This window comes from Streptomyces buecherae (assembly GCF_014295035.1).
GTDB classification, from domain to species: Bacteria; Actinomycetota; Actinomycetes; order Streptomycetales; family Streptomycetaceae; genus Streptomyces; species Streptomyces youssoufiensis.
Map to the genome: position 1 here is coordinate 5,144,465 of NZ_CP060404.1, position 26,803 is coordinate 5,171,267.

22 protein-coding genes and 1 pseudogene are annotated in these 26,803 nt (G+C 70.6%); 9 read left to right on the plus strand and 14 right to left on the minus strand.

What is annotated here, in order from left to right; genetic code table 11:
* Positions 1-15: 15 nt before the first annotated feature.
* Positions 16-993 (minus strand): helix-turn-helix transcriptional regulator, encoded by a 978-nt coding sequence (locus H7H31_RS20210; protein WP_187060514.1) that lies wholly within the window; start codon positions 991-993, stop codon positions 16-18.
* Positions 994-1,166: 173 nt separating this feature from the next.
* On the opposite strand from H7H31_RS20210, the gene H7H31_RS20215 reads away from it, so the two are divergent.
* Both H7H31_RS20215 and H7H31_RS20220 read left to right on the plus strand, forming a co-directional pair.
* A complete protein-coding gene (locus H7H31_RS20215; RefSeq protein ID WP_187060518.1) occupies positions 1,167-1,562 on the plus strand; it encodes a RidA family protein in 396 nt (131 codons plus the stop codon).
* A gap of 198 nt (positions 1,563-1,760) precedes the next feature.
* On the plus strand, positions 1,761-2,534 hold the full coding sequence (locus tag H7H31_RS20220) for a calcium-binding protein (RefSeq protein ID WP_187060515.1): 774 nt from the start codon (positions 1,761-1,763) through the stop codon (positions 2,532-2,534).
* Positions 2,535-2,665: 131 nt separating this feature from the next.
* Here the strand turns inward: H7H31_RS20220 and H7H31_RS20225 are convergent, their stop codons facing one another.
* Positions 2,666-5,128: a cation-translocating P-type ATPase gene (locus H7H31_RS20225; protein WP_187060516.1), complete on the minus strand. Its 2,463-nt coding sequence runs from the start codon at positions 5,126-5,128 to the stop codon at positions 2,666-2,668.
* Positions 5,129-5,329: 201 nt separating this feature from the next.
* Positions 5,330-5,719 carry a DUF2530 domain-containing protein gene (locus H7H31_RS20230; protein ID WP_187060517.1) on the minus strand — a complete coding sequence of 130 codons (390 nt, stop codon included), beginning with the start codon at positions 5,717-5,719 and terminating at the stop codon, positions 5,330-5,332.
* Between the two features lie 310 nt (positions 5,720-6,029).
* Between H7H31_RS20230 and H7H31_RS20235 the strand changes: the two genes are divergently transcribed.
* Positions 6,030-7,502 (plus strand): NCS2 family permease, encoded by a 1,473-nt coding sequence (locus H7H31_RS20235; RefSeq protein WP_187062130.1) that lies wholly within the window; start codon positions 6,030-6,032, stop codon positions 7,500-7,502.
* Between the two features lie 153 nt (positions 7,503-7,655).
* Here H7H31_RS20235 and H7H31_RS20240 read toward each other — a convergent pair whose 3' ends face one another.
* Positions 7,656-7,865, minus strand: coding sequence for a ribbon-helix-helix protein, CopG family (locus tag H7H31_RS20240; RefSeq protein WP_187062131.1), 210 nt, complete (start codon positions 7,863-7,865; stop codon positions 7,656-7,658).
* A gap of 128 nt (positions 7,866-7,993) precedes the next feature.
* Here H7H31_RS20240 and H7H31_RS20245 point away from each other — a divergent pair, with 128 nt between their 5' ends.
* The 3 genes and pseudogenes from H7H31_RS20245 (at position 7,994) to thpR (ending at position 10,900) form a co-directional block, all read left to right on the plus strand.
* Entirely contained in the window at positions 7,994-8,458 is a 465-nt protein-coding gene (locus tag H7H31_RS20245; protein WP_176162231.1) for a MarR family winged helix-turn-helix transcriptional regulator, read from the plus strand.
* A gap of 163 nt (positions 8,459-8,621) precedes the next feature.
* Positions 8,622-9,983, plus strand: a pseudogene (locus tag H7H31_RS20250) (MFS transporter); the annotation flags it as partial.
* A gap of 350 nt (positions 9,984-10,333) precedes the next feature.
* Entirely contained in the window at positions 10,334-10,900 is a 567-nt protein-coding gene (thpR, locus tag H7H31_RS20255; RefSeq protein ID WP_187062133.1) for an RNA 2',3'-cyclic phosphodiesterase, read from the plus strand.
* Positions 10,901-11,080: 180 nt separating this feature from the next.
* On the opposite strand, the gene H7H31_RS20260 is transcribed toward thpR, so the two are convergent.
* The 6 genes from H7H31_RS20260 to H7H31_RS20285 all read right to left on the minus strand — a co-directional run bounded on the left by H7H31_RS20260 (position 11,081) and on the right by H7H31_RS20285 (position 18,398).
* Positions 11,081-12,961, minus strand: a complete 1,881-nt coding sequence (locus tag H7H31_RS20260) for a hypothetical protein (protein ID WP_187117992.1) — start codon at positions 12,959-12,961, stop codon at positions 11,081-11,083.
* 116 nt (positions 12,962-13,077) lie between these two features.
* Positions 13,078-13,710 carry a hypothetical protein gene (locus H7H31_RS20265; RefSeq protein WP_187062135.1) on the minus strand — a complete coding sequence of 211 codons (633 nt, stop codon included), beginning with the start codon at positions 13,708-13,710 and terminating at the stop codon, positions 13,078-13,080.
* On the minus strand, positions 13,703-15,985 hold the full coding sequence (locus tag H7H31_RS20270; RefSeq protein WP_187062136.1) for a hypothetical protein: 2,283 nt from the start codon (positions 15,983-15,985) through the stop codon (positions 13,703-13,705). Before H7H31_RS20270 ends, H7H31_RS20265 begins: the two co-directional genes overlap by 8 nt.
* A 73-nt stretch (positions 15,986-16,058) precedes the next feature.
* The gene (locus H7H31_RS20275) at positions 16,059-16,502 is read right to left on the minus strand and encodes a hypothetical protein (protein WP_187062137.1); all 444 of its coding nucleotides are present in this window, start codon (positions 16,500-16,502) and stop codon (positions 16,059-16,061) included.
* A 189-nt stretch (positions 16,503-16,691) separates the two neighbouring features.
* The gene (locus H7H31_RS20280) at positions 16,692-17,690 is read right to left on the minus strand and encodes an aldo/keto reductase (RefSeq protein WP_187062138.1); all 999 of its coding nucleotides are present in this window, start codon (positions 17,688-17,690) and stop codon (positions 16,692-16,694) included.
* A gap of 78 nt (positions 17,691-17,768) precedes the next feature.
* Complete coding sequence (locus tag H7H31_RS20285) at positions 17,769-18,398, minus strand: Uma2 family endonuclease (RefSeq protein WP_232109977.1); 630 nt, start codon at positions 18,396-18,398, stop codon at positions 17,769-17,771.
* Between the two features lie 195 nt (positions 18,399-18,593).
* Between H7H31_RS20285 and H7H31_RS20290 the strand changes: the two genes are divergently transcribed.
* On the plus strand, positions 18,594-19,616 hold the full coding sequence (locus H7H31_RS20290; RefSeq protein ID WP_187062139.1) for a hypothetical protein: 1,023 nt from the start codon (positions 18,594-18,596) through the stop codon (positions 19,614-19,616).
* A gap of 76 nt (positions 19,617-19,692) precedes the next feature.
* On the opposite strand, the gene H7H31_RS20295 is transcribed toward H7H31_RS20290, so the two are convergent.
* The 3 genes from H7H31_RS20295 to H7H31_RS20305 form a co-directional block, all read right to left on the minus strand.
* A complete protein-coding gene (locus H7H31_RS20295) occupies positions 19,693-20,181 on the minus strand; it encodes a PPOX class F420-dependent oxidoreductase (RefSeq protein WP_187117993.1) in 489 nt (162 codons plus the stop codon).
* Between the two features lie 302 nt (positions 20,182-20,483).
* Positions 20,484-21,602: a phosphoserine transaminase gene (serC, locus tag H7H31_RS20300; protein WP_187062245.1), complete on the minus strand. Its 1,119-nt coding sequence runs from the start codon at positions 21,600-21,602 to the stop codon at positions 20,484-20,486.
* A 365-nt stretch (positions 21,603-21,967) separates the two neighbouring features.
* Positions 21,968-22,420 (minus strand): carboxymuconolactone decarboxylase family protein, encoded by a 453-nt coding sequence (locus H7H31_RS20305; RefSeq protein ID WP_176162222.1) that lies wholly within the window; start codon positions 22,418-22,420, stop codon positions 21,968-21,970.
* Between the two features lie 46 nt (positions 22,421-22,466).
* Between H7H31_RS20305 and H7H31_RS20310 the strand changes: the two genes are divergently transcribed.
* Positions 22,467-24,026 carry an aminotransferase-like domain-containing protein gene (locus H7H31_RS20310; protein ID WP_187062246.1) on the plus strand — a complete coding sequence of 520 codons (1,560 nt, stop codon included), beginning with the start codon at positions 22,467-22,469 and terminating at the stop codon, positions 24,024-24,026.
* 90 nt (positions 24,027-24,116) lie between these two features.
* Here H7H31_RS20310 and H7H31_RS20315 read toward each other — a convergent pair whose 3' ends face one another.
* The gene (locus H7H31_RS20315; RefSeq protein WP_187062247.1) at positions 24,117-25,121 is read right to left on the minus strand and encodes an aromatic ring-hydroxylating oxygenase subunit alpha; all 1,005 of its coding nucleotides are present in this window, start codon (positions 25,119-25,121) and stop codon (positions 24,117-24,119) included.
* Positions 25,122-25,866: 745 nt separating this feature from the next.
* Between H7H31_RS20315 and H7H31_RS20325 the strand changes: the two genes are divergently transcribed.
* Positions 25,867-26,730, plus strand: a complete 864-nt coding sequence (locus tag H7H31_RS20325) for an alpha/beta fold hydrolase (protein ID WP_187062248.1) — start codon at positions 25,867-25,869, stop codon at positions 26,728-26,730.
* The last annotated feature ends 73 nt before the right edge of the window (positions 26,731-26,803 follow it).

The following is a 26,803-nucleotide window of genomic DNA, read 5'->3' on the forward strand; positions in this document are numbered from 1 at the left end:
GAGGGCGTGGCGGGCTCAGGGGGCGTCGTCGTAGCGGCTGGCCAGCGCGGCGGCGCGCTGGTGTAGCGAGGCGCGCAACGACCGGGGGGCGACGGCCTCCCCGTCCGCGCCCAGCTCCCACAGCGCCCATTCGGCGTGCCGCGCGTCCTGGAAGGTGACCTCAAGGCGCGCCCAGCCGTCCGCGTCGGGCTCCATGGCGCGCACGGCCAGCGCCGTGTCCACCAACTCCTCCCGTCGCGCCGGGCGCACCCGTACCAGCGCGGTGACGTGGTGGTCCCCGGCGAAGCGGAACCGCGCGGAGCGCTCCCGCCAGATCCGGTCCAGGTCGACCGTCTCCGGCCGCTCCGCCGGTTCGGCGAGTTCCTCGGCCGCCGCGATCCGGGAGAGCCGGTACGTGCGGTCGGCGCCGGCCCGGGTGGCCAGCAGGTAGCCCCGGTCGCGCACGGTGACCAGGCCGATCGGGTCCACCGTGCGCCACCGGGGTGGCTGGTCCGTGGCCGCATAGTGGATGCGCAGCTTGCGCCCGGCCAGCACCGCGCGCCGGACCTCGGCCAGCGCGGCGGCGGGCACCTGGTCGGTGGCCGACCGCCGGGCGAGCAGGTCGGTCTCCGGGTCGACGAGCAGCCGCCGAGCGGCGTCGCTCGCGCCCGCCCGGTGGTCCTCGGGCAGCGCGTCGACCACCTTCCGCATGGCCGAGGCCAGCGCCGCGCCGAGGCCGAACGCCCGCTCCCCACGGGCCGACCCGGCGGTCAACAGGGCCAGCGCCTCGTCGTGGTTGAGCCCGGTCAGCTCGGTTCGGAATCCGGGCAGCAGCGCGAAGCCGCCGTGCCGGCCGCGCTCGGCGTAGACCGGCACGCCGGCGGCGGACAGCGCCTCGATGTCGCGCAGCACGGTACGGGTGGACACCTCCAGCTCGCGGGCGAGCGTGTCCGCGGTCAGCCGACCGCGCTGGCGCAGCAGGAGCACCAGGGAAACCAGCCGGTCAGCACGCATGCGCGGCACTGTAATCCGATACGTGACAGAGGGTGTCGTGATATGCCGCGAGGCTCCTCCCACGACGGCACGACGGCACGACAGCACGACGGCACGACGGCACGACGTCGGAACGGCGGCTGCCGAGCCGACGGGCGTGCGTACTCACCTCAACGAACGGAGCTGACGTGGCAGTGGAGCGAACGGCGATCAACCCGGTGACGTGGTCGACGGAGCTGGGGTTCAACCAGGGCGAGGTCGTCTCCGGGCACACCCGGACCCTGTACGTATCGGGCCAGACCGCGATGAGCCGCGAGGGAAAGCCCCAGCACGAGGGCGACATGGCGGCGCAGTTGGCGCTGAGCGTCGACAACCTGGAGGCCGTGCTCGACGAGGCCGACATGGCGCTCGCCCACCTGGTGCGGCTCAACGTCTACACGACCGACGTCGACCTGCTCTTCCAGCACTACGGCGTGCTGGCGGCGCGGCTGGCCGCCGCCGGGGTGGCGCCGACCACCACCATGCTCGGGGTGGTGCGGCTGGCCGTCCCCGGCCAGTTGGTCGAGCTTGAGGGAACCGCCGTCGCCTGACGCCGGCCGTCGCGGGACTCATGAGGCTGGGCTGACGAGGCCGAGCTGACGGGGCTGACGGGGCGTATGAGACGCGGCTCAACTCGTGGGGCTCCGGAAACAGTTGTGAATGACGGGTGAAATACGTACAGTCGCTCCCGTCGGACTCCGTCATCTCATCAGAGAGGATGGAGCCCTTTTCATCGTATGGGGGGATTCATGCGCAAGAGCGCATCTCTGGCCGTGCTCGCCGTCACCAGCGCCACCGTGCTGAGTGGTCTGACCGCCACGGCGGCACACGCGGACGGCTACGGCGACACCAAGATCACCAAGGTGGTCGTCAACGGCGGCAAGAACGTTGTCGTCGGCACGAGCGGCGCCAAGACCTTCACGGTCGCCGTCACGGCGCAGGACAACTCGGGCATCCAGGGCGCCAAGGTCGACATTCTGGGCCCGTCGTCCGGCTTCTTCCAGCCGACCAAGGCCGTCACGTGCGTTGCCGCCACCAACAAGAAGGTCAGCACCTGCACCGCGACCTTCAAGATCGACCCGCGCGTGGACCTGTACACCAACGCGCTGGCCGGCACCTGGTACGTGGACGCCTGGGTGGACGCCAAGGACGACGACTTCTTCACCTCGGACAAGGCCGGCTCCTTCCGGCTCCAGCGGGAGGGGAAGCTGACGGTCAACGCCTCGCCCGAGCCCGTGAAGAAGGGCAAGACGCTCACGGTGACGGGCAAGCTGACCCGCGCCCACTGGGACGTCTTCGGGGACAACAAGTGGGTCAACCACGGCAACCAGTCGGCCAAGCTGGAGTTCCGCAAGAAGGGCGCCAAGACCTTCTCGACGGTCAAGACCGTCAAGGGCAACAAGAACGGCGACTACAAGACCACGGTCAAGGCGTCGGTGGACGGTGACTGGCGCTGGAACTTCGCCGGCTACAGCACCCACGCGGCCGTCGCCTCCGGCGTGGACTTCGTCGACGTGAAGTGACGTGAAGTGACGTGAGGTACACGCTGCCGTAAGGCGGCGACACCCGGCGCGCGGCGCCGGAAACGGGTCGGGCCCGCGCCATCGTCTGGCGCGGGCCCGCTCGCGTGTCCGCCGTCGTCAGCGCCCGGGCGCTAGGCCGGGAAGCGCCGGCCCACCCAGCGCCAGGCGACCTCAAGCAGCAGCGAGGCGGCCACCGCGATGCCCACCGCCGTCCACGGCATCGACGTGCCGACCAGCTTGAGCGCGAAGAAGTCCTGCAACCACGGCGTCACGACCACGATCACGAAGCCGAGCGCCATCGTCAGCACCAGGCCGATCCGCCACCAGGTGTACGGCCGCGCGACGATCGCCAGCACCCACATCGAGATCAGGAACAGCGTCAGCGTCGCCGCGCTGGTCTCCGCGTCCCGCGCGCCCTCGCCCGTGTAGTGGCTCCGGGCGACGAGGTACGTGGCGAAGGTGGCGACGGCCGCGATGACGCCCGCGGGGATCGCGTACCGCATCACCCGGCGCACGAAGTTCGGCCGCGCCCGCTCCTTGTTGGGGGCGAGGGCCAGGAAGAACGCCGGCACGCCGATCGTCAGCGTGGACAGCAGGGTCAGGTGCCGGGGCAGGAACGGGTACGAGACCTGCGAGCAGACCACGAGCAGCGCCAGTAGCACCGAGTACACGGTCTTGACCAGGAACAGGTTGGCGACCCGCTCGATGTTGCCGATCACCCGGCGGCCCTCGGCGACCACCGAGGGCAGCGTCGAGAAGCTGTTGTTGAGCAGCACGATCTGGGCGACGGCGCGGGTGGCCTCGGAGCCGGAGCCCATCGAGACGCCGATGTCCGCGTCCTTGAGCGCCAGCACGTCGTTGACGCCGTCGCCGGTCATCGCCACGGTGTGGCCGCGCGACTGGAGGGCGCCCACCATGTCCCGCTTCTGCTGCGGGGTGACCCGCCCGAACACCGCGCCGTCCTCCAGCGCGGTGGCCATCTCCTCGCGGTCGGCGGGCAACTGGCGGGCGTCCACCGTGTGCTCGGCGCCCGGCAGCCCGAGCTTGCCGGCCACGGCGCCGACCGAGACGGCGTTGTCACCCGAGATGACCTTGGCCGCGACGTTCTGCTCCGCGAAGTACCGCAGCGTGTCCGCCGCGTCCGGGCGCAGCCGCTGTTCGAGGACGACCAGCGCGGCCGGGCGCACGCCCTCGGCCACCCGCTCGTCGTCCAGCTCGCGTTCCGTACGGGCCAGCAGCAGCACCCGCAGGCCCTGCGTGTTCAGGTCCTCGATCTCGCCGAGCGCCGGGTCGTCGGCCGGCAGCAGCACGTCCGGGGCGCCCAGCAGCCAGCCGCTGGCCTCGCCGGACGGCTCGGTCAGCGCCGCGCCGCTGTACTTGCGGGCGGAGGAGAAGGGCAGCGCGGCGGTGCACTCCCAGTCGGCCGGCCCCGGGTACGCGTCGATGATCGCCTGGAGGCTGGCGTTGGGCCGCGGGTCGGAGGCACCGAGCGCGCCGAGCACCCGCCCCACGTAAGCCTCGTCCGGCGCGGCGCCCCCACCCCCGCCGGCCGATTCGCCGGAGCCCAGCAGCCGCACCTCGGTGACGTCCATGCCGCCCTCGGTGAGGGTGCCGGTCTTGTCCAGGCACACCACGTCGACGCGGGCCAGGCCCTCGATCGCGGGCAGCTCCTGCACCAGGCACTGCTTGCGGCCCAGCCGGATGACGCCGATCGCGAAGGCGACCGAGGTCAGCAGCACCAGGCCCTCGGGGACCATCGGCACGATCCCGCCGACCATCCGGCGCACGGCCTCGCGCCAGTCGTTCTTCTCCACCACGCTCTGGCTGATGACCAGGCCGATCGCGGTGGGCACCATCATCCAGGTCACGTACTTGAGGATCTGGCTGATGCCGCTGCGCAGCTCGGAGTGGACCAGCGTGAACCGCGACGCCTCCTCGGCGAGCTGCGCCGCGTACGCCTCCCGGCCGACCTTGGTAGCGGTGAACGCGCCGCCACCGGCCACCACGAAGGACCCGGACATCACCTGGTCGCCCGGGCGCTTGAGCACCGGGTCGGCCTCGCCGGTCAGCAGCGACTCGTCGATCTCCAGGCCGTCGGCCTCCACGACCTCGCCGTCGACCACGCACTTGTCACCGGGCCCCAGCTCCACCAGGTCACCGAGGACGATCTCGCCGACCGGGATCTCGGCGGCGACCCCGTCGCGCCGCACGGTCGGCTTGGCCTCGCCGATGACGGCCAGGCTGTCCAGCGTCTTCTTGGCCCGCAGCTCCTGGATGATGCCGATCGCGGTGTTGGCGACGATCACGAAGCCGAACAGCGCGTCCTGGATCGGCGCCACGGCCAGCATGATGACGAAGAGGATGCCGATGATCGCGTTGAAGCGCGTGAAGACGTTGGCGCGGATGATGTCCGGTGTGGAGCGCGAGGAGCGCGCGGGGACGTCGTTGACCTCGCCCCGGCTCACCCGCTCCGCCACCTCGGCCGTGCTCAGCCCGGGATGGCCGGGCCGACGTGCTGCCGCGTCGGTGAGTGCGGAGGCCGCGCCGCCGTCCGGGTCAGGTTCGTCGACTGCGGTCTCAGCCCGATACGTCATGACACGAAGGTACGGGGGGAAGACAGCGGTCACCCCTTGAATACGCACCAAAGCGGCGTGGGAGTTCTAACAACTCCGCCGGCAACCTCTGGGGCTGTTGTTGCGTCGCCCCACCCGCGCGCCCCACCCGCGCGCCACCTCGGCCCCGTGCCCCCGGCCGCCGCGTCCGCACGGCCCCGGCCCGCGCCGGCGGGCCAGCCGCTACGCCGTGGCGCCGGCCTCGCCCGCGGGGCGCGCCACGGCGGGGGCCTCGGCGTCTCCGGTCGCCCCGCCCGCCGCCGCGTCGTCCGCGCTCGCCCCGCCGGCCGCCGCGTCGGGTGCCGGCGTCGTGGCAGCGGCTTCGGCCTCGGCCGCGTGGCGTCGGATGGCCTCGTCGCGCCCGCGCACGTACCAGATGCCGATCAGCCCGAGGCCGGCGCCGGCCAGGCAGGTCCACAGCCACCACAGGTGGTCGTGGTCGTCGAACCAGTTGTAGAAGGGGAGCTGCGCGAGGAAGAGGACGAACCACACGATCGTGCCACCGGTGATCGTGGCGACGACGTTGCCCTCCAGCGGCTCGGGCGCCTCGTGCAGGGGGGTCCACTTCTTCATGGTCCAAGCCTAGTCCGTCCACGCGGTCGACCGGCGGGGTGGGCGCCGCTCGCCGGCCGGGAGCTATATCGGTCTACGCGCGGAGATAGCAATCTTTCTCTTGTTTGTTCATACTGCAACGGTCCGGTTCCGTCTGGACTTATTCGTAGGAACATCCCAATGCGGGCGCGAACAGGCCGGTGGCACGCGCCGCCGACCCGCGTCGACCGACGGACGGGCCCACCCGTCCCCGCCCGCCCCGTCCCCGGCTCCACCCCGTCCCACCCCCCATCCCCGCCTTCCCTCAAGGCCCGTCCGACTGAGGTCCCGCATGTCCCCCTCGGCCAGCGCAGCGGTCAACGACCCGCAGCCGCCCCCGCCCCCACCCGAGTCGCGGAACGCCGTCGACCGGTTCTTCAAGATCACGCAGCGGGGTTCGTCCGTCGGCCGCGAGGTGCGCGGCGGCCTGGCGACCTTCTTCGCGATGGCGTACATCATCGTGCTCAACCCGATCATTCTCGGGGCGGGTCACGACAAGTACGAGAACTACCTCGACAACGGGCAGCTCGTGACGGCCACCGCGCTGATGGCCGGGCTCACCACGCTGCTGATGGGCGTCATCGGCAACGTGCCCATCGCCATCGCCGCGGGCCTGGGCATCAACGCCGTCGTCTCGCTCCAGCTCGCCCCGAAGATGAGCTGGCCGGACGCGATGGGCATGGTCGTACTGGCCGGCCTGGTGCTGATGATCCTGGTCGCCTCCGGACTGCGGCAGCGCGTCATGGACGCCATCCCCGGCGGGCTGCGACGCGCCATCGCGATCGGCATCGGCCTGTTCATCTCGCTGATCGGCCTGGTCGACTCCGGCTTCGTCACCCGCAACCCGGACAAGGCCCACACCAGCGTCCCGCTCGGCCTCGGCACCGGGGGCCAGCTCCAGGGCTGGCCGGTGCTGGTCTTCGTGCTCGGCCTCGCGCTCACGTTCATCCTGGTCGTGCGCAAGACGCGGGGCGCCATCCTCATCGGCATCACCGTGATGGCCTTCGTCGCCATCATCATCAACGCGCTCGTGACCATCCCGGACGAGAGCTGGGGCCTGGCCGTCCCCGAGGTGCCGGACAAGGTGGTGGACGCGCCCGACTTCGGGCTCATCGGGGAGATCAGCCTCTTCGGCGGCTTCCAGGAGGTGGGCGTCCTCACCGGCTGCCTGTTCGTCTTCACCGTGCTGCTGTCGGGCTTCTTCGACGCGATGGGCACCATCATCGGCGTCGGCGAGGAGGCCGGGCTCACCGACGAGAAGGGCCAGTTGCCCGGGATGGGCCGCATCCTGATGGTGGACGGCATCGCGGTCGCGGGCGGCGGTTTCGGCTCCGCGTCGGCCAACACCTGCTTCGTGGAGTCCACCGCCGGCGTGGGCGAGGGCGCTCGCACCGGCCTGGCCAACATCGTGACCGGCGGCCTCTTCCTGCTCGCCCTGGTCTTCACGCCGCTGGCCAAGGTCGTCCCGTCCCAGGCGGCGACGCCCGCGCTGCTCGTCGTCGGCTTCCTGATCATGGCGGCCAACATCAAGGAGATCGACTGGAGCGACGTCACGATCGCGATCCCGGCGTTCCTGACGATGATCGCCATGCCGTTCACGTACAGCATCACCAACGGCATCGGCATCGGCGTGCTGGCGTTCATCCTGCTCCGCGTCGCGACCCAGCGGTTCCGCGAGGTCCCCTGGCTGCTCAACGTCGTCGGCGCGTGCTTCCTCGTCTACTTCCTGCTCGACCCCATCGAGCAGGCCCTCGGCGTCAAGTAACCCCGCGCCCCCGCACCCCCCGCCCCGGGCCCCCGCCGGCACCACGCCGGCCGGGGCCCGGCGTCGTCCCGTACGCCCCGGGGTCCGACGTCCGCGCGTACGGTCCGGGGCCCTCGCGTACGGTCCTGCGTCGTCGGGTACGCGTACGGAACGTCAGCGGGCCCGAGCGTCGGACGGGGTGCCGGGCTCGTCGTAGAAGGCCGCCGTCTCGTCCAGCGAGGCGTGGAAGCGTTCGTCGAAGTCCTCCCGGATCAGCGTCCGGACCACGTACTCCTGCACGCTCATGCTCCGTTTGGCGGCGTGCTGGCGCATCCGGTCCAGCAACTCCCCGTCGATCCGCAGGCTGAGCACCTTTGATCCCATGCGGGACAGCGTTGCCGGGAGGGTGGTGTCGTTCGTTCACTTCACGGCGCGAGACCACTCGTATGGGTGATTCGTACGGGAAACGTTTGTGGGTTTTGTTAGGCAGCGTAATGAGTTACGCTAAATACATGCCTGACTTGACCGGCGACGACGCTGCCGCCGTGAACTCGCTGCGATCCGCCGTGATGCGCCTCTCTCGACGTCTCAAGCACCAGCCGCTCGTCTCCGACGGCGGGCGCGGGGGGCGCGTGGACGAATCGCTCAGCCCGACCGAGATGTCGGTGCTCGGGACCCTCGCGCGCTGCGGCTCGGCCACGCCGGGCGAGCTGGCCCGCAAGGAACACGTACAGCCACCGTCGATGACCCGCATCGTGGCCCTGCTCGAAGCCAAGAGTCTGGTCAGGCTGGAGCCACACCCGGAAGACCGCCGGCAGAAGGTCGTCACCCAGACGGAGCGGGCCGAGGCGATGCTCGAGGAGAGCCGCCGCAAGCGCAACGCCTGGCTGGCCGACCTGGCCGGGCAGCTCGACGAGGACGAGTGGGCCACGCTGCGCGCCGCCGCGCCCGTCCTGGAGAAGCTCGCCCACCTGTGACGCCAGCCCCGGCGTGCGGCCCAGCCGCGCGCCGGGTACCCGCCACCGGCCCGCCCCCGGGCCACCCCGACCGTCAGGACCCCACAGCGACCGAACCACCCAAGCCGACCCGAGAGGCCGCCCCGGCGGCGGCCTCCCCGCACCGAGAGGAGGCGAAGCCGCTTTGAGTACGGGACCCGGAGCAGACTCCGCACCCGCACCAAAACCGTCTACACCAACCGACTCCCCGCCGACCCGCGGCACGATGTTCAGCTCGCTGAAGATCCGCAACTACCGGCTCTTCGCCAGCGGCGCCGTCATATCCAACACCGGCACCTGGATGTCCCGCATCACGCAGGACTGGCTCGTGCTCGGCCTCACCGGCTCCGCCACCGCCGTCGGCATCACCACGGCCCTCCAGTTCCTCCCGATGCTGCTCTTCGGCCTGTACGGCGGCGTCATCGCCGACCGCTACCCCAAGCGAAGCATCCTGCTGTTCACGCAGACCGCGCTCGGCCTGTGCGGGCTCGCGCTCGCCGCGCTCACCCTGAGCGGCCACGTCCAGGTCTGGCACGTCTACCTGATCGCCTTCCTGCTCGGCATGGTCACCGTGGTGGACACCCCCGCCCGGCAGGCGTTCGTCATGGAGATGGTCGGCCCGAACGACCTGCGCAACGCCGTCAGCCTCAACTCGGCCAACTTCCAGTCCGCCCGCCTCGTCGGCCCCGCCGTGGCCGGCGTCCTGATCACCGCCGTGGGCAGCGGCTGGGCCTTCCTGCTCAACGGGCTCTCCTTCACCGCCCCGCTGATCGGCCTGCTGATGATGCGGACCGGCGAACTGCACTCCGTGGACCGCGCGCCACGCGGCAAGGGCCAGTTGCGCGAGGGCCTGCGGTACGTCGCGGGGCGCCCCGAACTGATCTGGCCGATCGTGCTCGTCGGCTTCATCGGCACCTTCGGCTTCAACTTCCCCATCTGGCTCACCGCCTTCGCCGACGACGTCTTCCACGCCGGGCCCGGCACGTACGGCCTGCTGAACACGTTGATGGCCACCGGCTCGCTGACCGGCGCCCTGCTCGCCGCCCGGCGCGGCACGTCGCGGCTGCGCATGATGGTCGGCGCGGCGCTGCTGTTCGGCCTGCTGGAGATCGTCGCCGCGCTCACGCCCTCGTTCTGGGCCTTCGCCGCGCTGATGGTGCCGATCGGCGTCTTCGGCCTGACGTTCAACGTCACCGCCAACTCCAGCGTCCAGCTCGCGACCGACCCGTCGATGCGGGGCCGCGTCATGAGCCTGTACATGATGGTCTTCGTCGGCGGCACCCCGATCGGCGGCCCGCTCGTCGGCTGGGCCACCGACACCTACGGCGCCCGCGCCGGCTTCATCGCCGGCGGCGTGATCTCCGCCCTCGCGGCCCTCACGGTCGGCCTGGTCCTCATGCGCGTCGGCGGCCTCCGCGTCCGCCTCGACCTACGCCGCGGCCAGCGCCTGGTGCGGCTGGTGCCGCGCGCCGGGTCGGTTCCGGCGGAGGCCGCAGCGGGTGCCGCTGCCGCTGCCGCGGCTGCGGCTGAGCTGGGGACGGCGGGGTCCGCAGGCCGCCCGGCGGGTGGCCCGGCCGACCCGGGCCGGCTCGGCGGGCGCGGCGCCGCGCCGGGCGACGGTGCCGCTTCGGGCGATGACGCCACGAGCGACGGCGCCACGCGTGGTCGCGGTACGGGTACGGGTACGGGTACGGGCAAGCCGCTGGTGAAGACCGTGTAGCCGAAGCCAGGCGTACGACGAGCCAGCCAGCCGGCTGACCGGCTGACCGGCTGACCGGCCGGCCGGAGCGAGGGTGGGGGTCGGTCGTGGTCGCCCCGGCGGGCCGGGCGGCGGCGCCCGTGGGCGAAACTGAGCGGATGAGACTCTTCGCAGCCGTGCTGCCACCAGAGGCAGCCATCGCGGAACTCGCCACGGCCGTCGCCCCGTTGCACGACCTGCCGGGCGCGGACCGGCTGACCTGGACCGCCCGCGCGAACTGGCACTTCACCCTCGCCTTCTACGGCGAGGTGGACCCCGACACCCTGCCCGAGCTGTACACCCGCCTCGGCCGCGCCGCGCACCGCAACGGCGACTTCCAGCTCCGCTTCCAGGGCGCCGGCACCTTCGGCGGGCGGGCCCTGTGGGCCGGCGCGTCCGGCGGCCTGCCCCCGATGCGCCGGCTGGCCGACTCGGCGTCGGCGGCGGCCCGCCGCGCCGGCATCGACATGACCGAGCACCGCGCGTACACCCCGCACCTCACCCTGGCCCGCGACCGCACCGGCGCCGCCGACCTACCCCGCTACGCCGCCGCCCTCGCCACCTTCGGGGGCCACCCATGGCGCGCCGCCCACCTCAGCCTGGTCCGCAGCAACCTCCCCGAGTCCGGCGTCCCCGGCGCCCAACCCCGCTACCAGACGCTGGCCGCGTGGCCGCTGGGGGAGTGAACGGGGACGCTGGACGCGCGGCGCCCGCGCACCGACCTCGGGTCGGTCACCGCGCCGTCCGGGCCTCGGGTTAACCTCGGAGCGTGGACCCGAAGATGAGAAGCCTGATCGTGAGCGGCACGTTCATCCTGCTGCTCGTGGTGGTGGCGGTGGCGGCGTTCGTGGGCTGATGCCTCTTGGTTACGACGACTGCACGCTGCCCCAGAGCGTGGAGTTCACGGTCATGTAGACATCGGCTACTGCCCCGGCTGCGGGCGTGCGGGGCCCCGCCGGGATCCCCTCCTGCTGTGCGGCGGCCTGGACTGCTTGGCTGGCCGCACGCGCGATTCGACTGCGCTTGACCAGCACATAGTTCCTTCTACCCTCTTCGACCTCCTCAAGCTCGGCTGGGCCATCCTCCTCGAAGTACCCCATCGCGGCTTCCCTGACAGCTCCGGAGAGCCGGGACGCGGCAAGTCTCGTCGATGGGGGACGGATGGCGGCCATCGCGGTCAGTCGCCCCACCCACTTGTCCGTGACGGCGAGACTGTTGTTGTATTCCGCGATCATTTGCAGGCCGTTCTCGGCTGCCGCGATCGCATGGAACTTTCCCTCCGTCGCACTGTCCGCGACGCGTGCGCCAGGCATGGCGGCTCGCTCGGCCTCGCTGGCCAACGTCCTGCCGTCAGCGTCAGCGATGGCTCCGCGAATCGCCGCCGTGGTGACCGTTTGCTGGGCTGCGATGACAGTCCCGTACGCTCCCGGGTTCTCAGCGACAGCCTGGAGGAATGCCTCCAGTGCATCGCCCTCCTTGTACGAGAGGTTGGCGTCAGCCCCCGCGTGCCGAAAGTACGAGTCGGCCCCGCTTCCTCCCATAAACTCTCGCTGAATGTCGTACATGTACTCCGCCGACATGTTCCCCAGGCTTGGAACGAGCGGCGCGAGGCTCCCGTCGCGCTTGATCGAATCGGGGTGACTCCCGAACTCCCTCACCACCTTCTCGAAGACGTCCGCTTGCTCCCGCGTATGGGGGCGCAGCGGTCCACCGTCTCCGTAGGGCCGACCCGTGGTGGCAGATTCGAGGGCGTGGCCCAACGCCCGCTTGGCGGGGATGCGGCTTTCGTCGTCGGGGTTGGTGAGGCCGCTGGTCCTGTCGGGGAGCCATTTGCGGCCGCTGTCCTCGCTGAGGAAGAAGTCCAGGTTGCTCAGTCGCTTCAGGTCGCTGTTGCCGCCGCCGGTGGAGCCGCTGAAGAAGGTGGTGGAGGCTTCGGGGCTGTGCCCGAAGGCCGCCAGGAGGCCGGTCATGGGGTCCCAGCCGGGGGTCTCCTTGTGGGTGAGGTTGAGGCCGAAGTGCTGACTACCTTGATGAGGGTCGGCCACCGGCCAGCTTGCGCCCTTGCGTTCCAGGGTGACCATGTCCTGGGCGATGGGGTTGAGGAATCTCCTGTCGTACGTGCCGTGCTGAAGCAGTGACGCCAACACCTGGTAGCCGACGGGCTGGGCATGGTCGAGCCCAACGCTCAGCGGCTGCGTACCGACCTCCTTCAGGTCGTTGATCCACTCCTTGCCCAGGTAGGCACGGCCCTCACGAAGGGAGGCGTGGGCGTCGTCCTTGTCGGTGGACGGGCCGGTTGCCGTGGCCAGGGCCAGGCCCATGTCCTTCTGGATGCTCTGGGCCAGTTCTAGTCGGGTCGTGTCGTCACCCGATGACGCATCGATGGATAACTGGGCCTGGAAGCGGAGTGCCCCCTTGGGGCTCATCTCGCGGTAGTACGCGACCGCGAATGCCGGGTCCTTCGCGTCGCGCTGGAAGAGCCTTTGGACCTCGGCCAGCTCCCTGATACTCAGCTCCTTGCCGTTCTCGTGGAGGGCCACGCTGTTCCTGGCGAGCTGCACGGCACGCTCGTGCTGGGCCTCGCCGCCTAGCGTTCGATGAGATGAGACACGCGCCGTAAGCATCTGCGTTGCCGTGGTGGCTTCTTTACTGCCGGTCGGAAGACGTGCGACTGTCCATAGAGTTCCTGCGCCTATGAGTGATGATACGAGGGCGGCGATGGTGAGCCGGCTATATGCGGTGCGCATTTCGAGCCGTGGTATCAGGTGGCGCAATGATGTCTCCGGTTTTTCGGCATGGCGTCATTCCGCGCGTTGGTGTTGATGGTCGCTGGACCCGGGGGAGGAAATCGGTGTGACTGGCGCTACGGCCAGTGGATCTTTACGGGGCCTTCGGGGAGCTTGTCGGCGTTGGGGCAGTTGAGTGGACCCCGGGCCAGCCCGCGAGCCACGACTCCTGTGAACAGGGTTAGCTCTTTGTCACCCTTGACGGGCTTAGCGCGCCCGTATTCTTCCGCGTCGTCCTGCGTAGACATCGACGTGCCTGTCTGAACGCGTATGCGGTCGGTAGCATGCTCATTGGCGCATGGCACGTACAGCAAGATGACGTGGTTGGGTGCCATGTACCCGTAAGCCCCTCCTAGGGAGACCGGGACACCTTTTTTCTGTATCCGGTCGCGAAAGTATTCACCCCCGGGATTGTTGATGTACGAAAAGCTTGCCCTCTCCCCTCCCGCTGTCACCACTCTGCATTCTCCGTAGAAGGTGCCGAGGTGGGAACTCTCCTCTCTGAATTTTTCGCCCTTTTTGGGGAAAACCCCCTTAAGGGCGTCGCTCGAGATTGCTTCGTCGCAGACTTTCTGTGGTAAAGCGATAGTGTCTTCGGCAGGTGAGAACATCCACCAAGCTCCAGCGCCAGCGAGGAGTGTAAAGGTGACTGATAATGCCAGGCCAGCCGGGGACTTGAGGGCCTTGGGCAGGCTAGGCTTGTTAGGCATTTTGAGATTTTCCGTCCCTGAAGCTGGCATAAGCCGCCGAGTACACGTCTCCTGCTACTGCGAATCCCGGTGTACCCGGAGCCGTCGAGACGCCTTCTTGCCGCGCGGCGTTGGCGAAAGCTCGCTTGGCTGCCTCTGCGGTTTCCTTGGCTTCTTCTTCCAGGTAATTTTCGCTGTTCCTCTCAATTTCTGCGACCGCGTCAGCTTCATCCTTCGTGTAGTGCTTGACCACCGCTTCGCGAATGTCTTCAGTGATCCACGATGCTGCGTCGCCTGCTACTGGAACGTGGTTGGCCGCCATGTCGGTGATGCGGCCAATCCACTTGTCGCCGAGTTCCACATTTTTGTTGTACTCGTCGATCTTTTTGACACTGTCGTCGGCTGCCGCGATAGCCTCGGCTCGTCCCTCAGCTATGCAGCCTGCGACAATCCCGCCAGGTCGCGTGGCACGCTGGGAGACTTCCGAGAGCGATTGCGCTCCCGGATCGGCCACGCCCACTCGGATCGCTTCAGTAGTGACCGCTTGTTGCGCGTTGGCCATGGCCCCGTACGCCTTGGGATCTTCCGCAGTGGCTCGCAGAAACTGCCTGAGCGCGTTGTCATCCAAACCGGAGAGGTCTGCCACGGCTCCCGCATGCTTGAAATACACCTCGGCTCCGCCCTCTCCCGAGAAATTCCGCTGGATGTCATACATGTACTCCGCCGACATGTTTCCCAGATTGGGAGCGATCACCGAGAGGTTCCCGTCGTGCTTGATCAAGTCAGGGTTACTCCCAAACTCCTGGACCACCTTCTCGAAGACATCCGCTTGGCCCGTTGTGTGTGGCCGCGGCGGCCCGTCGTCCCCGTAGGGTCGCCCCGAGGTGGCGGATTCCAGGGCGTGGCCCAGGGCCTGCTTGGACGGGAGGGTGCTTTCGTCGTCGGGGTGGGTGGTGCCACTGAGCTTGTCGGAGGGCCATACGCGGCCGTCGTCCTCGCTGGTGAAGAATTGCAGGTTGCTGAGTTTTTTCAGGTCGCTGTCGCCGCCGCCGGTGGAGCCGTTGAAGAAGGCGGTGGACGCGTCGGGGCTGTTCGCGAGTCCCTCCAGGAGGCCGGTCATCGGGTCCCAGCCGGGGCTCTTCTTGTCGGAGAGGCTCAGGGCCAGCTCCAGGTCGCCGTGGTAGGAGTCGGGCGTAGGCCAACCGGCGTTCTTGCGTTCGTAGACGACCATGTCCTCGGCGATGGGCTTGAGGAAGCTCTTGTCGTAGTTGCCGTTCCGCAGCAGGGACGCCAGGGCCTGGTAGCCGAGGGGTTCGGCGTGGTGGACGCCGAGATCCAGCGGCTTCGTACCCACCTTCTTCAGCTCATTGACCCACGCCCTGCCCAGATACGTGCGGTCCTCGCGGAAGGACGTGTGGGGGTTGTCCTTGCCGGTGGGGGGATCGGTTGCCGTGGCCAGCGTCAGGCCCATGTCCTTCTGGATGCTCTTCGCCAACTCCAGGCGCGTACTGTCGTCACCCGTTGACGCGTCTACCGCCAACTGCGCCTGGAACCGCAGGGCGTCCCTGGGGCCCATCTCGCGGTAGAACTCGACCGCGAATTCCGCGTCCTTGGAGTTGCTCTGCATGAGCCGTTGGAACTCGGCCAGTTCCTTGTTGCTCAGTTCCTTGCCGTCCTTGTGCAGGTCCAGGCTCTTCTTGGCGAGTTGGACGGTCCGCTCGCGCTGGGCGTCGTCCAGGGTGTCGTACTTCGCGTGGCCGAAGTCGTGGCTGTCGCCGCCGTGAATCCTTCCCAGGGCGCGGCTCACCGAGTCGTCGATCTCGTTGGCCTGTACGAGGAGATGGTTGATCTGCTCTTCCAGCGCCTTGAGGTATTCCACCTGCTCCGGCTTGAGCTTGGTCTTCTCGCCCGACCTGTCCACGTACTGGCAGATGACGGTCGAGCCGGCGCCGCCCGATACCTGGATGCTGTGCTTCTTGGCGTCCACGTCCACGGCCTTCCTGAGGGCCTTCTGGACCGCCGTCAGGTCCTGGTGGGCGTCGCGCAGCATGCTCCAGATGCTTTTGGCCTGGGCGTGCGCGTCGCGGAACTCGGCGGCGGTGGTGCGGATGAAGGGGCGGGTGACGCCGGCGTTCACCCCCTCCCAGCGGGCCGCGTCGGACTGTCGCACCATGCCGTCCATCGCGTCGGTGGCCAGTTTGGCGAGTTGGTCCACCATGTCCTTCCAGTCCTCGGCCGCCGAACCGAGGCTGGATAAGGAGACCTGGTAGAGGTCGTCGTACGTCAGCCCTGCCATGCCGCGGTCACCTCACGCGTTTCCGTTGTCGTCACTGTCCTCGTGCCCATGCCCGTACGCCGTTCCGCCCGGCTCAGCGGTAGTACCGGGTTATCTCCGAGGCCGTCATCGCGCTGCCGTCGCGGTGCGACATGGTGGCGGCGATTTCCTTGTCCTCGCGCGTGTGGGACTTCTTCGAGAAGTCGAGGTGGTTCGAGATGTGCGCGCACGACTGGAGCAGCGTCTTGACCTGGTCGTCCCAGATTCCCGACATCGTGGTCAGGGCCTCGCCCAGCGTGAAGTTGTGCGACGTGAGGGTGGCGGCCGCCTTGGCGGTCGACCCCTCGCCCGCCGCCCCGCGGGCGATGTCGCCGGCCTTCTTGAGTCGGCCGTGCAGCAGGAACGCCTCGTGGCCGACCCTGCCCAGGTCCTCCTGGTAGACGACCAGGCGGTCGGCGTCGCCGCCGCCCGCGCTGTTGAGCCGCGTTCGGGTGGCCGCCTCGCTGCGGATCTGGCCCCATTCCTCCTGGAACGACATGCTTCCCCCTACTTCCCCCGGGTCCCGTAACTCTCTTACGTAGCAGCGTAGTTACCGTCAGGGACGGTAGCAGGGTGAGGGTGACGAACGGTGTACTCGGGGTCACGGTGCGGGAGGGCGTGTCACGGCATGACGCGGGGCGGGCCCGAGCGAGGGAACGCTCGGGCCCGCCCCGTCACGCGACGCCGATCACCAGGCGAAGGACTCCGGCGCCGGGCCCGGGCCCGGGAAGATCTCGTCGAGGCCGGTCAGCACCTCGTCGCTCAGCTCAAGCTCGACCGCGCGCAGCGCCGACGTGAGCTGCTCCGCCGTGCGCGGGCCGACGATCGGGCCGGTGACGCCGGGCCGGGTGAGCAGCCAGGCCAGGGCCACCTCGCCGGGCTCGATGCCGTGCTGGGCCAACAGGTCCTCGTACGCCTGCACGCGCTGGCGCACCGCCGGGTCGGCGAGGGTCGTGGCGGCCCGGCCGGAGGCGGTGCGGCCGGCGGCGCCCTCCCGCTCCTTGCGGATCGCGCCGCCGAGCAGCCCGCCGTGCAGCGGCGACCACGGGATGACGCCGAGCCCGTAGTCCCGCGCGGCCGGGATGACCTCCATCTCGGCGGTGCGCTCGGCCAGGTTGTACAGGCACTGCTCGCTAACCAGGCCGAGTGAACCGCGCCGCCGCGCCGCCTCGTTGGCCTTGGCGATGTGCCAGCCCGCGTGGTTGGACGAGCCGACGTAGAGGATCTTGCCCTGCTGGATGAGGACGTCGACGGCCTGCCAGATCTCCTCCCACGGCGTCGCGCGGTCGACGTGGTGGAACTGGAACAGGTCGATGTAGTCGGTGCCCAGCCGCCGCAGGCTGGCCTCGACCGACCTGCGGATGTTCAGGGCCGACAGCTTGTCGTGGTTGGGCCAGGGCTCGCCGTCGTCGAGGGCCATGTTGGCGTACGCCTTGGTGGCGAGGACGACCTTGTCGCGCCGCTCGCCACCCTGGGCGAACCAGGACCCGATGATCTCCTCCGTGCGCCCCTTGTTGGCGCCCCAGCCGTAGGCGTTGGCGGTGTCGAAGAAGTTGATGCCCGCGTCGAGCGCGGCGTCCATGATCGTGTGGCTGTCCGCCTCGTCGGTCTGCGGACCGAAGTTCATGGTGCCGAGCACCAGGCGGCTGACCTTGAGACCGGTGTGTCCGAGCTGGGTGTACTTCATGGGGCCCAAGCCAACGCCTTGGAGCGGACTCCAAGCAAGAGCACCACTCGCCCCACCCGCCCCTCGCGCGGCCCCGGTCTACTCGGCGTCCGGCGCGGCCCCCGTGTCGCCGCGCTGGCGTGGGTCGACGGCGGTCAGGTCGATCTCGACCGGGAAGGGCACGGCGACCTTGAGTCGCTCGTGGTAGATGCCGGTCACCGCGTACGTACGCCGGGCGGGTTCGAGCTCGAAGACGTAGACGACGGGCAGCCCGCGGGCCTCCTCCACCCGCCAGAAGTGCGGGATGCCGGCCGCGGCGTACTTCAGCGGCTTGGACTCGCGGTCCCTGGCCTCGGAGTCGGCGGAGACGACCTCGATGGCCAGGACCACGTCGGCGGGCTCGTACGTGGTCTGTTGCAGACCGGTGTCCGCTGACGCGTGCACGGCGAGCACGTCGGTCTCCAAACAGTCCCGAGGCCCGAGGCGCACCGTCATCTCCCGGCAGATCTCCAGGTCGTCCGGGGCGGCCAGGACGAGGCTGTGCTCCAGCAGGCGCATGACCCGCATGTGGAACTTGGTCTGCGGACTCACGAAGACAAGGCTCCCGTCAATCAGCTCCGTGTGCGGAGGCAGGTTGGGAAGCCGGTCCAGATCGTCGGCGGTGTACCCGCCCACGGGCGGGCGGGGCCACTCGGGCTGAGGCGTGACGGGCATGATCGGTGCTCCCATGATCGGGATTCTTGCCGACCCTTTCAGCGTACCCAGGACGCTTGTCGTACCTTCCGTCGTAAGGGTGGTTTGGTCACTCAGGGTTGACCGAAGGGTGGGTGCCGGCGTCCCGAGCGAGGCCGGCGGCGCCCGGCCCGTACGGGGGCTCGGAACGCGCGCCGCGGGCCCGTGCGCGGGGATGGCAGGCTTACGCCCATGGGTTCGCTTGCTCGCGTCGTCACCTGTGCCTTCGCCGCCGTCCTGGTGGCGCTCCCCGCCGCCCCGTTGGGGTCGGCTCCCGCCGCGTCCGCGTACGCCGTGGGCGCCGGCGACCGGCCGTCGTCGTTCACCATCGAGGACGAGCGGATCACCGAGTCCAGCGGCCTCGCCGCGAGCCGGGCGCACCCCGGCGTGTACTGGACGCACAACGACAGCGACGACGGGCCGTACGTGTACGCCGTGGACAGCGAGACGGGTCGTACGGTCGCCACCGTGACGCTGCGCGGCATCGGCGATCCGCGTGACGTGGAGGCGATCTCGGTCGGGCCCGACGGCCAGGTCTACGTGGCCGACATCGGCGACAACATGGGCGGCACCTGGCCCAAGGTGTGGATCTACGCGTTCCCCGAGCCGAAGCGGCTCGCGGACACCACGGTGACCGCGAAGCAGTACACGGTGCAGTACGCGGACGGGCCACGGGACGCCGAGGCGATGATGGTGCACCCGAAGACGGGCCGGGTCTACATCGTCAGCAAGCGCGAGGAGGGCGGCGGGCTGTACGCCGGGCCCGCGAAGCTCTCGACCACCGGCGTGAACCGCTTCGAGCGGGTCGGCGACGTGGCCGTGTGGGCGACGGACGGCGCGTTCTCGCCCGACGGCGGGCACCTGGTGCTGCGTGGTTACTTCGAGTCGGCCCTCTTCGACTGGCGCGACGGCAAGCCGAAGAAGATCGCCGAGCCACGGATGCCGATCCAGCGGCAGGGCGAGTCGGTGACGTACACCCTGGACGGCGGCACGCTGATGTACGGCACGGAGGGCAGGCGCAGCCGGGTCTCGGCGGTGCACCTCGACGACGACCAGGTCTCGCCGCAGGTACGCCGCGAGCGGGGGAAGGACGGCGGCGCCGACGGCGGCGCGGACGGGGACGGCGACTCCGGCAACTACTACCTCGTCGGCGTGCTCCTCGTGGTCGGCACCGCCCTCGGCATGGCCGCCCGCCGACTGTTCGGCCGCAGGTGACCCGCCCGGCCCGGCCCAACCCAACCAGGCCCGACTCAACCCGCCGCCGGCGTGGTGCTGGTCGGCCGGACCGCCGTCAGGTCGGGTCCCCGTGCGGGGCCCCGTCAGGGCCCGTGTGTTCGGGGCCGCCGTCCGTGGGCTGCCGTAGCCGCAGTTCGTAGTGGAGCGTGCGCACCCGCTTCGCCCGGTGCAGCAGCGGCACCAGGACGCCGTGGGTGAGCGGGTACTTGCGGGCCAGCAGGCGGGCCGCGCGCGCGTTCTCCGGGCTGGCCGGGTCGAGGAGCCGGGCGTGGGCGGGGGTGGCGGGGCCGGTCGGGACGCCCCGGGTGGTGGAGGGGGCGAGGGTCACCCGGGGGTCGTGGCGCAGCCGCCGCACCTTCCAGGCCGTGCTGTAGGTACGGACGTACGCGTGGTCGCCGTCCACGGCGATGTGCACGGGGGTGCCGACGGGCGAGCCGTCCCGCTTGTACGTGGTGAGCAGCACGGTCTTCTGCCGGACGTACGGCGCGAGCCCGGGGCCTGGCGGGTCGGGGAGCCGGCCGGGTGGTCGGGGGGAGTGGGTCATACGGTCCATGAAGGCACGGCACGCGCGCCGCGTCACTCGTACGGCGCGCCCGGCGTGGCGCCACCCGCCGCGCGCTGGACCCGCCTACCCCGCCCTGACGGGTTGGCGAGAACCCCTTGAACCCCTTGAACCCCCTGAACCTCCTGGTCCCCCGAAACTCGCGCCCGCCGCGCCGCGCACGCCCCCGCCCAGCCGACGACGCGCGCTGCCGCCCGGAGGGCGGTACGCGTGAGCCCCGCGCGGCGGCGGTGCCGGGCGGGGCTCACGGGTGGACAGCGGTGGCGGGGTGGGCCCGCCGGGGGTCAGAGCTGCTCGATGACGTGGTCCACGCAGGCGGTCAGGGCCTCGACGTCCGCGGGGTCCACGGACGGGAACATGGCGACCCGGAGCTGGTTGCGGCCCAGCTTGCGGTAGGGCTCGGTGTCCACGATCCCGTTGGCTCGCAGCACCTTGGCGACAGCGGCGGCGTCGACGCTGTCGGCGAAGTCGATGGTGCCGACGACCTGGGAGCGCTGCGCCGGCTCGGCGACGAACGGCGAGGCGTACGACGACTTCTCCGCCCAGTCGTACAGGCGGGACGAGGAGTCGGCGGTGCGCCGCACGGCCCAGTCGAGGCCGCCCTGCCCGTTGATCCAGTCGAGCTGGTCGGCGAGGAGGAAGAGGGTGGCGAGCGCCGGGGTGTTGTACGTCTGGTTCTTGAGCGAGTTGTCGATCGCGGTCGGCAGCGAGAAGAACTCGGGCACGTACCGCCCCGAGCCGTGCACGCGCGCGGCGCGCTCCAGGGCGGCGGGCGAGAACGCCGCCAGCCACAGGCCGCCGTCCGCGGCGAACGACTTCTGCGGCGCGAAGTAGTAGACGTCGGTCTCGGTGATGTCGACGGGCAGGCCGCCGGCGCCGGAGGTCGCGTCCACCAGGACGAGCGCTCCGTCGTCGGCCCCGGCGACCCGGCGCAGCGGCGCTGCCACACCGGTCGAGGTCTCGTTGTGGGTGAGGGCGTAGACGTCCACGCCCTCCTCGGCGACCGGCTCCGGGTGGGTGCCGGGGTCCGAGTTGATCACGGTGGGCTCGCCCAGCCACGGGGCGAGCTTGGCGGCCTTGGCGAACTTCGACGAGAACTCGCCGAAGGTCAGGTGCTGCGAGGTGCGCTCGATCAGGCCGTGGGTCGCGATGTCCCAGAAGGCGGTGGTGCCGCCGTTGCCCAGGATGACCTCGTACCCGTCGGGCAGCGAGAAGAGTTCGCGCACGCCAGCGCGGACCCGGCCCACCAGGTCCTTGACCGGCGGCTGCCGGTGTGAGGTGCCCAGCAGCGAGGTGCCGGTGGCGGCCAGGGCGCTGAGCGCCTCCGTGCGCACCTTGGAGGGGCCCGAGCCGAAGCGTCCGTCGGCGGGCTTGATGTCAGCAGGAATCTGGATCTCAGCCACGGGCGAAGCCTAATCCGTTACGTCGAACGTGCTAGAGGGCAGTCCACCGTATGAGACCAGGTGAGCACCGTTCGCGATCAGAGGTGACCGGATACGGGCCGGATCAGGCTGAATATGCCCCTGGAATGGCGTCGGTTTTCGGGCGCCCTGGCGGACGCCGGTGCCGGGCCGGCGCGCGGGGGCGACACCGGGCCCGTACACGGCGACGAGGCCGGGCCCGCGCGCGGTGTGGTGACCCCGCGCGGGCCCGGCCGTCGCGCCCGTACGGGGCGGCACGCGCCGGGGAGCGAACCCCGATCCGCGCCGCCCGTGCGCCCGTGCCGTGCCGGGTCGGGCCGGGCCGGGCCGGGTTGGGTCGGGCCGACTCAGGCCGTGCCGGGGACCTTGCTCGTGGTCACGGCGATCCGGTTCCACGCGTTGATGGCGAAGATGACGCCGATGAGCTTGGCCAGCTCGGCCTCGTCGAAGTGCTCGGCGGCCCGCGCGTACACCTCGTCGGAGACGCCGTTCGGCAGCAGCGTGACGGCCTCGGTCAGGGCCAGCGCCGCCTGCTCCTTCTCGGAGAAGAAGGTGGGCGCCTCGTGCCACGCGCTGACCAGGTTGACGCGCTCCTCACTCTCACCGGCCTTGCGGGCGTCGGTGGTGTGCATGAGCAGGCAGTACGCGCAGTGGTTGATCTGCGAGGCGCGGATCTGGACCAGCTCGACGAGGGAGTGGTCAAGGCCCTCCTTGGCGGCGGCGGTCAGGTCGATCATGGCCTGGAAGACCTTGGGGGCGGCCTTGGTGAAGTTCATCCGGGCGGTGTGTTCAGTGGTCATACCTCGACTCTAGGAGGCCGATCGCGCGCACATATGGTTCATTGCCATGGCGGAATCGTGGGGCAAAGTGACCGATGGGCTCGGTAGTGACCTCCATCTGGAATTGACCGGTCCGGGAGGTGTACGGGCCTCGCTGACGCGGGCCCTGCGGGAGGCGATCCGCACCGGGCGGCTCGTGCCCGGCACCCGGCTGCCGGCGTACCGCTCGCTCGCGGTGGACCTCGGCGTCGCCCGCAACACCGTCGCCGAGGCGTACGCCGAACTCGTCGCCGAGGGCTGGCTCACCGCCCGCCGGGGCGCGGGCACCCGGGTCGCGCCGGGCGCCGTGCCGCCACGGCCCGCCGCCCCGCGCGCGCCGACCCGCCCGTCGCTGGCCGCCCGCCCCACCTTCGACCTGCACCCCGGCGCGCCCGACGCCTCTTCCTTCCCGCGCGCCGCCTGGCTCACCTCCTCGCGCCGGGCGCTGACCAACGCGCCCAGCTCGGCGTTCGGCGTCAACGACCCGCGCGGGCGCGTCGAGTTGCGCCGCGTGCTGACGGAGTACCTGGCCCGCGCCCGTGGCGTGCGGGCCGACCCCGAACGCATCGTGATCTGCTCGGGTTTCGCGCACGGCCTGCGGCTGTTGGCCGAGGTGCTGGTCGAGGCCGCGCGGGACGGGGGCCCGCCGCGCGGTGTCCCGCCGCACGGCGGGTTCGGTGACACGGGCCGGGCCGCGGCGTGGGGGCGGGTCGCGGACGCGGTGCCGGACGTGCTGACGGGCGGCGCGCGCGGGCGCGACGGCGGGTTGACGGTGGCCGTGGAGTCGTACGGCCTCGGCTTCCACCGTACGATCCTCGGCCGCGCCGGCATCCACGCCCTGCCGCTGCCGGTGGACGAACACGGCGCGCGGGTCGCCGAGTTGACGGACGTGGACGCCCGCGCGGTGCTGCTGACGCCCGCGCACCAGTACCCGACCGGCGGCCCGCTGCACCCCGAGCGCCGGGCGGCCGTCATCGACTGGGCGCGCGCCACCGACGGGTTGGTCATCGAGGACGACTACGACGGCGAGTTCCGCTACGACCGGCAGCCCGTCGGGTCCGTGCAGGGGCTCGACCCGGACCACGTGGTGTACGTCGGGTCGGTCAGCAAGAGCCTGTCCCCGGCGGTCCGGCTCGGCTGGCTGGTGCTGCCGGACGCGCTGGTGGACGCGGTGCTCGCGGTCAAGGGCGAGCGCGAGCTGTGGGTGAGCGTGCCCGACCAACTCGTCCTCGCCGACCTCATCGCGTCGGGGGCGTACGACCGGCACGTACGGCGGATGCGGCAGCGCTACCGGCGCCGGCGCGACCAACTGGTCGCGCTGCTCGCCGAGCGCGCCCCCCACATCGCCGTCACCGGCATCGCGGCCGGCCTGCACGCGGTCCTTGAGCTGCCGCCGGGCACGGAGCGCACCATCGTGCAGGCCGCGGCGTGGCAGGGCCTGGCCGTGGACGGCCTGAGCCCCTACCGCCATCCCGACGCGCCGATGCCACCCCAGGACGGCCTGGTGGTGGGGTACGGCACGCCACCGGACCACACGTTCGCGGGCGCGCTTGACGCGCTGTGCCGGGCGCTCCCGTCGCCGGCCTAGGGTGTGTCTGACGCGGGATCTTGGTGGTCGCGGCGTGGATGGACGTGTCAGGCCCGTGCGATGCGGGCGCCAGGCGGTGAGGGCGGGGTGTCAGGCGATGCGGGTGGTCGGTTGGGCGTCGGCCGTCGGTACGGAGGGCACGGACGTGAACTGTGCCGCCCAGCGCCGGTATCTCATGATCGGCCCGTCGCCACGAGCGAGCCGAGGGTGTTCCACGTGCGCGCGGTGTCGCCAGATGGCGACGTCGCGGGCGCTTTGGCTGACGGTGGCTCGCGCGAACGGCACCGAGATCAGGGCGGCCAGCGCACGGGCCAGCCAGCGGTACCTGCGCCAGGTGAACCGTACGGTGACCGTCGAGCGCAACACGGCCTGACCGGGGCTCACCGGGGTCACGCAGGTCCAGTTGCGCACGTGCAGACCGATGCGGGGGCTGGTGGCCTCGCCGTACAGGACGCCCAGGCCGTAGGCGGTCGTCTCCATCGCGGGTGCCCACAGGGGAGCGGATCGTGACTGGTCGTCGGCGCGTCCGAGCCGGTACGCGCTCATCATGCGGGCGCCGAGGAAGTGCGGTGGCGAGACGACCTCCAGGGCCACCTTGTGCAGGGGTACGAAGTGTCCGTAGTCGACGACGTTCTCCATGAAGTCGTCCGGGTGCGCGGCCACGGTCCGCGCCGACGCGCGGGCTCGGGGGAACGCCGCCGGCGGCGGTACGTCGATCTCCCAGGTCGGGCCCTTGCCTTGGGCGTGCCGCCACACGAAGATCAGGCCGTCGATCTCCCGGTGCTCGACCAGGCCCAACCGCGCCGCGGGCGGCGGGGTGTCGTACCCCGTGCGTACGCAGGCCCCGTTGGGGGCGAACTCGAAGCGGTGGAAGGGGCAGACGAGGTTCTCCCCGCGCACGGTGCCGCCATGGCCGAGGTGTGCCCCCAGGTGTGGGCAGAACGGCCGCACGGCGCGAAGTCGTCCGGCCGACGTGCGGTAGAGCACCACGTCCTGCCCTGCCAGGCGTCGGGTGACCACCTTGCCGATCCGCACTTCGGCGCTCGTGGCCACGGCGAACCAGCCATCGGGGTAGGGACGTTCGATCGAGCGCATTGGTGGGGTCAACGACTCGCCGGGGCCCGCTTGTTGCCCCTCTCCGCCCGGCTTTCCCGTCATCCGCTCATGGGGCGCGGGTGCGGGCGAAGGCAGAGGCGTGGAGGGTGAGGGCGAAGCCTGGGCCGTGGGGGTTGGCTGGTCGGGATCGGTGGGCCGGTTGGGCTGTGGCAGCGACATATCGCCCCTGTCCTTTCCTGCTTCCTTCTGCTTCCTTCTGCTTCTCTCCGCACTTCTGTGCGTGCCGTATCCGGCGTCGCGGTGATGGGACGGCCGCCGAGGTGGGCTCCGTCGCGAGCCCTCTCGTGCGACTTCAGCAGCGTCACAGTGGCGTGCCGCGCCGAAACGGTCATTCAGGTGCCGAATCACTAAAAGGCGGGAAAGGGGCGTTCGGGGGTTTGCGTACGGTGCCGGCGAGGCTGGGATGCGCGCGACTCGCGCTCCTGGGAGGGTTCGCGGGGGCCAGAGGGTGAGCGAGCCAGGTGCGTGTCGGTCCGGTAGCGGTTGGCGAGTTGGTCGAGGCGGGTGGCGAGCGCCCGAAACTGCGGGAGACGTGCGAAGCGGCATTCGACTCCATCGCGGGCCTGGTGGAGCGCACGGCCGAAGGTCGGAGGGGCGCGCGGGCGGTACCACCTCGGCGTTACCCCCTCAGCGCTACTACCTCAGCGGTAATCGACGGGGTGATCGGTGTCGGGCGAGAGTTGCCCCATCACCACGCCGCCGCGTCCCGGAAGGGGATTCGCTGATGCCGTACTTCGAGGGTTCCGACGGAACAAGCCTGTTCTACACCGACTGGGGCCGGGGCAAGCCGGTGGTGTTCGTGTCGGGGGCCTGGCTCAGCAGCAGCGCGTGGGAGCTCCAGATGCTGCCGCTCTCCGAGCGGGGGCTGCGCTGCGTCGCCTTCGACAAGAGGGGGCACGGCCGCTCGGACTGGGTCGGCCACGGCTTCGACTACGACACCCTCGCCGACGACCTCGCCGCGCTGCTCGACCACCTCGACCTGCGCGAGGTGACCCTGGTGGCGCACTCGATGGGTGGGGGAGAGGTGATCCGGTACCTGACCCGCCACGGCTACGACCGGGTGAGCCGGGTGGTGCTGATGGCCGTCACCGCGCCGTTGCTGGTCGAGACGCCGGACCACCCGGAGGGCATCGGCCAGGAGGCCCTCGACGCCCTGCTGGCCACACAGGCCCGGGACCGGCCCCGGTGGATGGCCCAGAACGCGCAGGCGTTCTTCGCCACCCACCTCGGCAACACGGTCTCCACCGAACTGATCGAGCAGACGGTGCGCCGGTGCCTGGACTGCTCGGCCAAGGCCGCCGTCGAGGTGGTCAGGACGGGGTTCTGCACCGATCTGCGCGAGGAGGTCAGCGCGCTCCGGGTGCCCACCCTGATCCTCCACGGCGACGCCGACGCCTCCGCCCCCATCGACCTGTGCGGCCGGCGGCTGGCCCACCTGGTGCCGGACAACGTGTACCGGGAGTACCCGGCGGCGGGACACGGCCTCTTCATCACCCACGCCGAGCGCGTGAACCAGGATCTGCTCGACTTCGTCGCGGCCCCCGCACCGGCCGCCGCCACCGTCGGGGGCGGGCAGCGCGGCGCGTGAGCGTGGACACGGCGCCGTACGGGCCGACGTGCGGCCCCACGTCGTACGCGTTCCCCCGGCGGAGCGCGTACGC

What these genes read in the sequence shown, in the direction of transcription:
- H7H31_RS20210 (WP_187060514.1), bottom strand. Translation starts at nt 993, where the DNA reads ATGCGTGCTGACCGGCTGGTTTCCCTGGTGCTCCTGCTGCGCCAGCGC.
- H7H31_RS20220 (WP_187060515.1), top strand. Translation starts at nt 1,761, where the DNA reads ATGCGCAAGAGCGCATCTCTGGCCGTGCTCGCCGTCACCAGCGCCACC.
- H7H31_RS20225 (WP_187060516.1), bottom strand. Translation starts at nt 5,128, where the DNA reads ATGACGTATCGGGCTGAGACCGCAGTCGACGAACCTGACCCGGACGGC.
- H7H31_RS20230 (WP_187060517.1), bottom strand. Translation starts at nt 5,719, where the DNA reads ATGAAGAAGTGGACCCCCCTGCACGAGGCGCCCGAGCCGCTGGAGGGC.
- H7H31_RS20235 (WP_187062130.1), top strand. Translation starts at nt 6,030, where the DNA reads ATGTCCCCCTCGGCCAGCGCAGCGGTCAACGACCCGCAGCCGCCCCCG.
- H7H31_RS20240 (WP_187062131.1), bottom strand. Translation starts at nt 7,865, where the DNA reads ATGGGATCAAAGGTGCTCAGCCTGCGGATCGACGGGGAGTTGCTGGAC.
- H7H31_RS20245 (WP_176162231.1), top strand. Translation starts at nt 7,994, where the DNA reads ATGCCTGACTTGACCGGCGACGACGCTGCCGCCGTGAACTCGCTGCGA.
- thpR (WP_187062133.1), top strand. Translation starts at nt 10,334, where the DNA reads ATGAGACTCTTCGCAGCCGTGCTGCCACCAGAGGCAGCCATCGCGGAA.
- H7H31_RS20260 (WP_187117992.1), bottom strand. Translation starts at nt 12,961, where the DNA reads ATGCGCACCGCATATAGCCGGCTCACCATCGCCGCCCTCGTATCATCA.
- H7H31_RS20265 (WP_187062135.1), bottom strand. Translation starts at nt 13,710, where the DNA reads ATGCCTAACAAGCCTAGCCTGCCCAAGGCCCTCAAGTCCCCGGCTGGC.
- H7H31_RS20270 (WP_187062136.1), bottom strand. Translation starts at nt 15,985, where the DNA reads ATGGCAGGGCTGACGTACGACGACCTCTACCAGGTCTCCTTATCCAGC.
- H7H31_RS20275 (WP_187062137.1), bottom strand. Translation starts at nt 16,502, where the DNA reads ATGTCGTTCCAGGAGGAATGGGGCCAGATCCGCAGCGAGGCGGCCACC.
- H7H31_RS20280 (WP_187062138.1), bottom strand. Translation starts at nt 17,690, where the DNA reads ATGAAGTACACCCAGCTCGGACACACCGGTCTCAAGGTCAGCCGCCTG.
- H7H31_RS20285 (WP_232109977.1), bottom strand. Translation starts at nt 18,398, where the DNA reads ATGGGAGCACCGATCATGCCCGTCACGCCTCAGCCCGAGTGGCCCCGC.
- H7H31_RS20290 (WP_187062139.1), top strand. Translation starts at nt 18,594, where the DNA reads ATGGGTTCGCTTGCTCGCGTCGTCACCTGTGCCTTCGCCGCCGTCCTG.
- H7H31_RS20295 (WP_187117993.1), bottom strand. Translation starts at nt 20,181, where the DNA reads ATGACCCACTCCCCCCGACCACCCGGCCGGCTCCCCGACCCGCCAGGC.
- H7H31_RS20305 (WP_176162222.1), bottom strand. Translation starts at nt 22,420, where the DNA reads ATGACCACTGAACACACCGCCCGGATGAACTTCACCAAGGCCGCCCCC.
- H7H31_RS20310 (WP_187062246.1), top strand. Translation starts at nt 22,467, where the DNA reads ATGGCGGAATCGTGGGGCAAAGTGACCGATGGGCTCGGTAGTGACCTC.
- H7H31_RS20315 (WP_187062247.1), bottom strand. Translation starts at nt 25,121, where the DNA reads ATGCGCTCGATCGAACGTCCCTACCCCGATGGCTGGTTCGCCGTGGCC.
- H7H31_RS20325 (WP_187062248.1), top strand. Translation starts at nt 25,867, where the DNA reads ATGCCGTACTTCGAGGGTTCCGACGGAACAAGCCTGTTCTACACCGAC.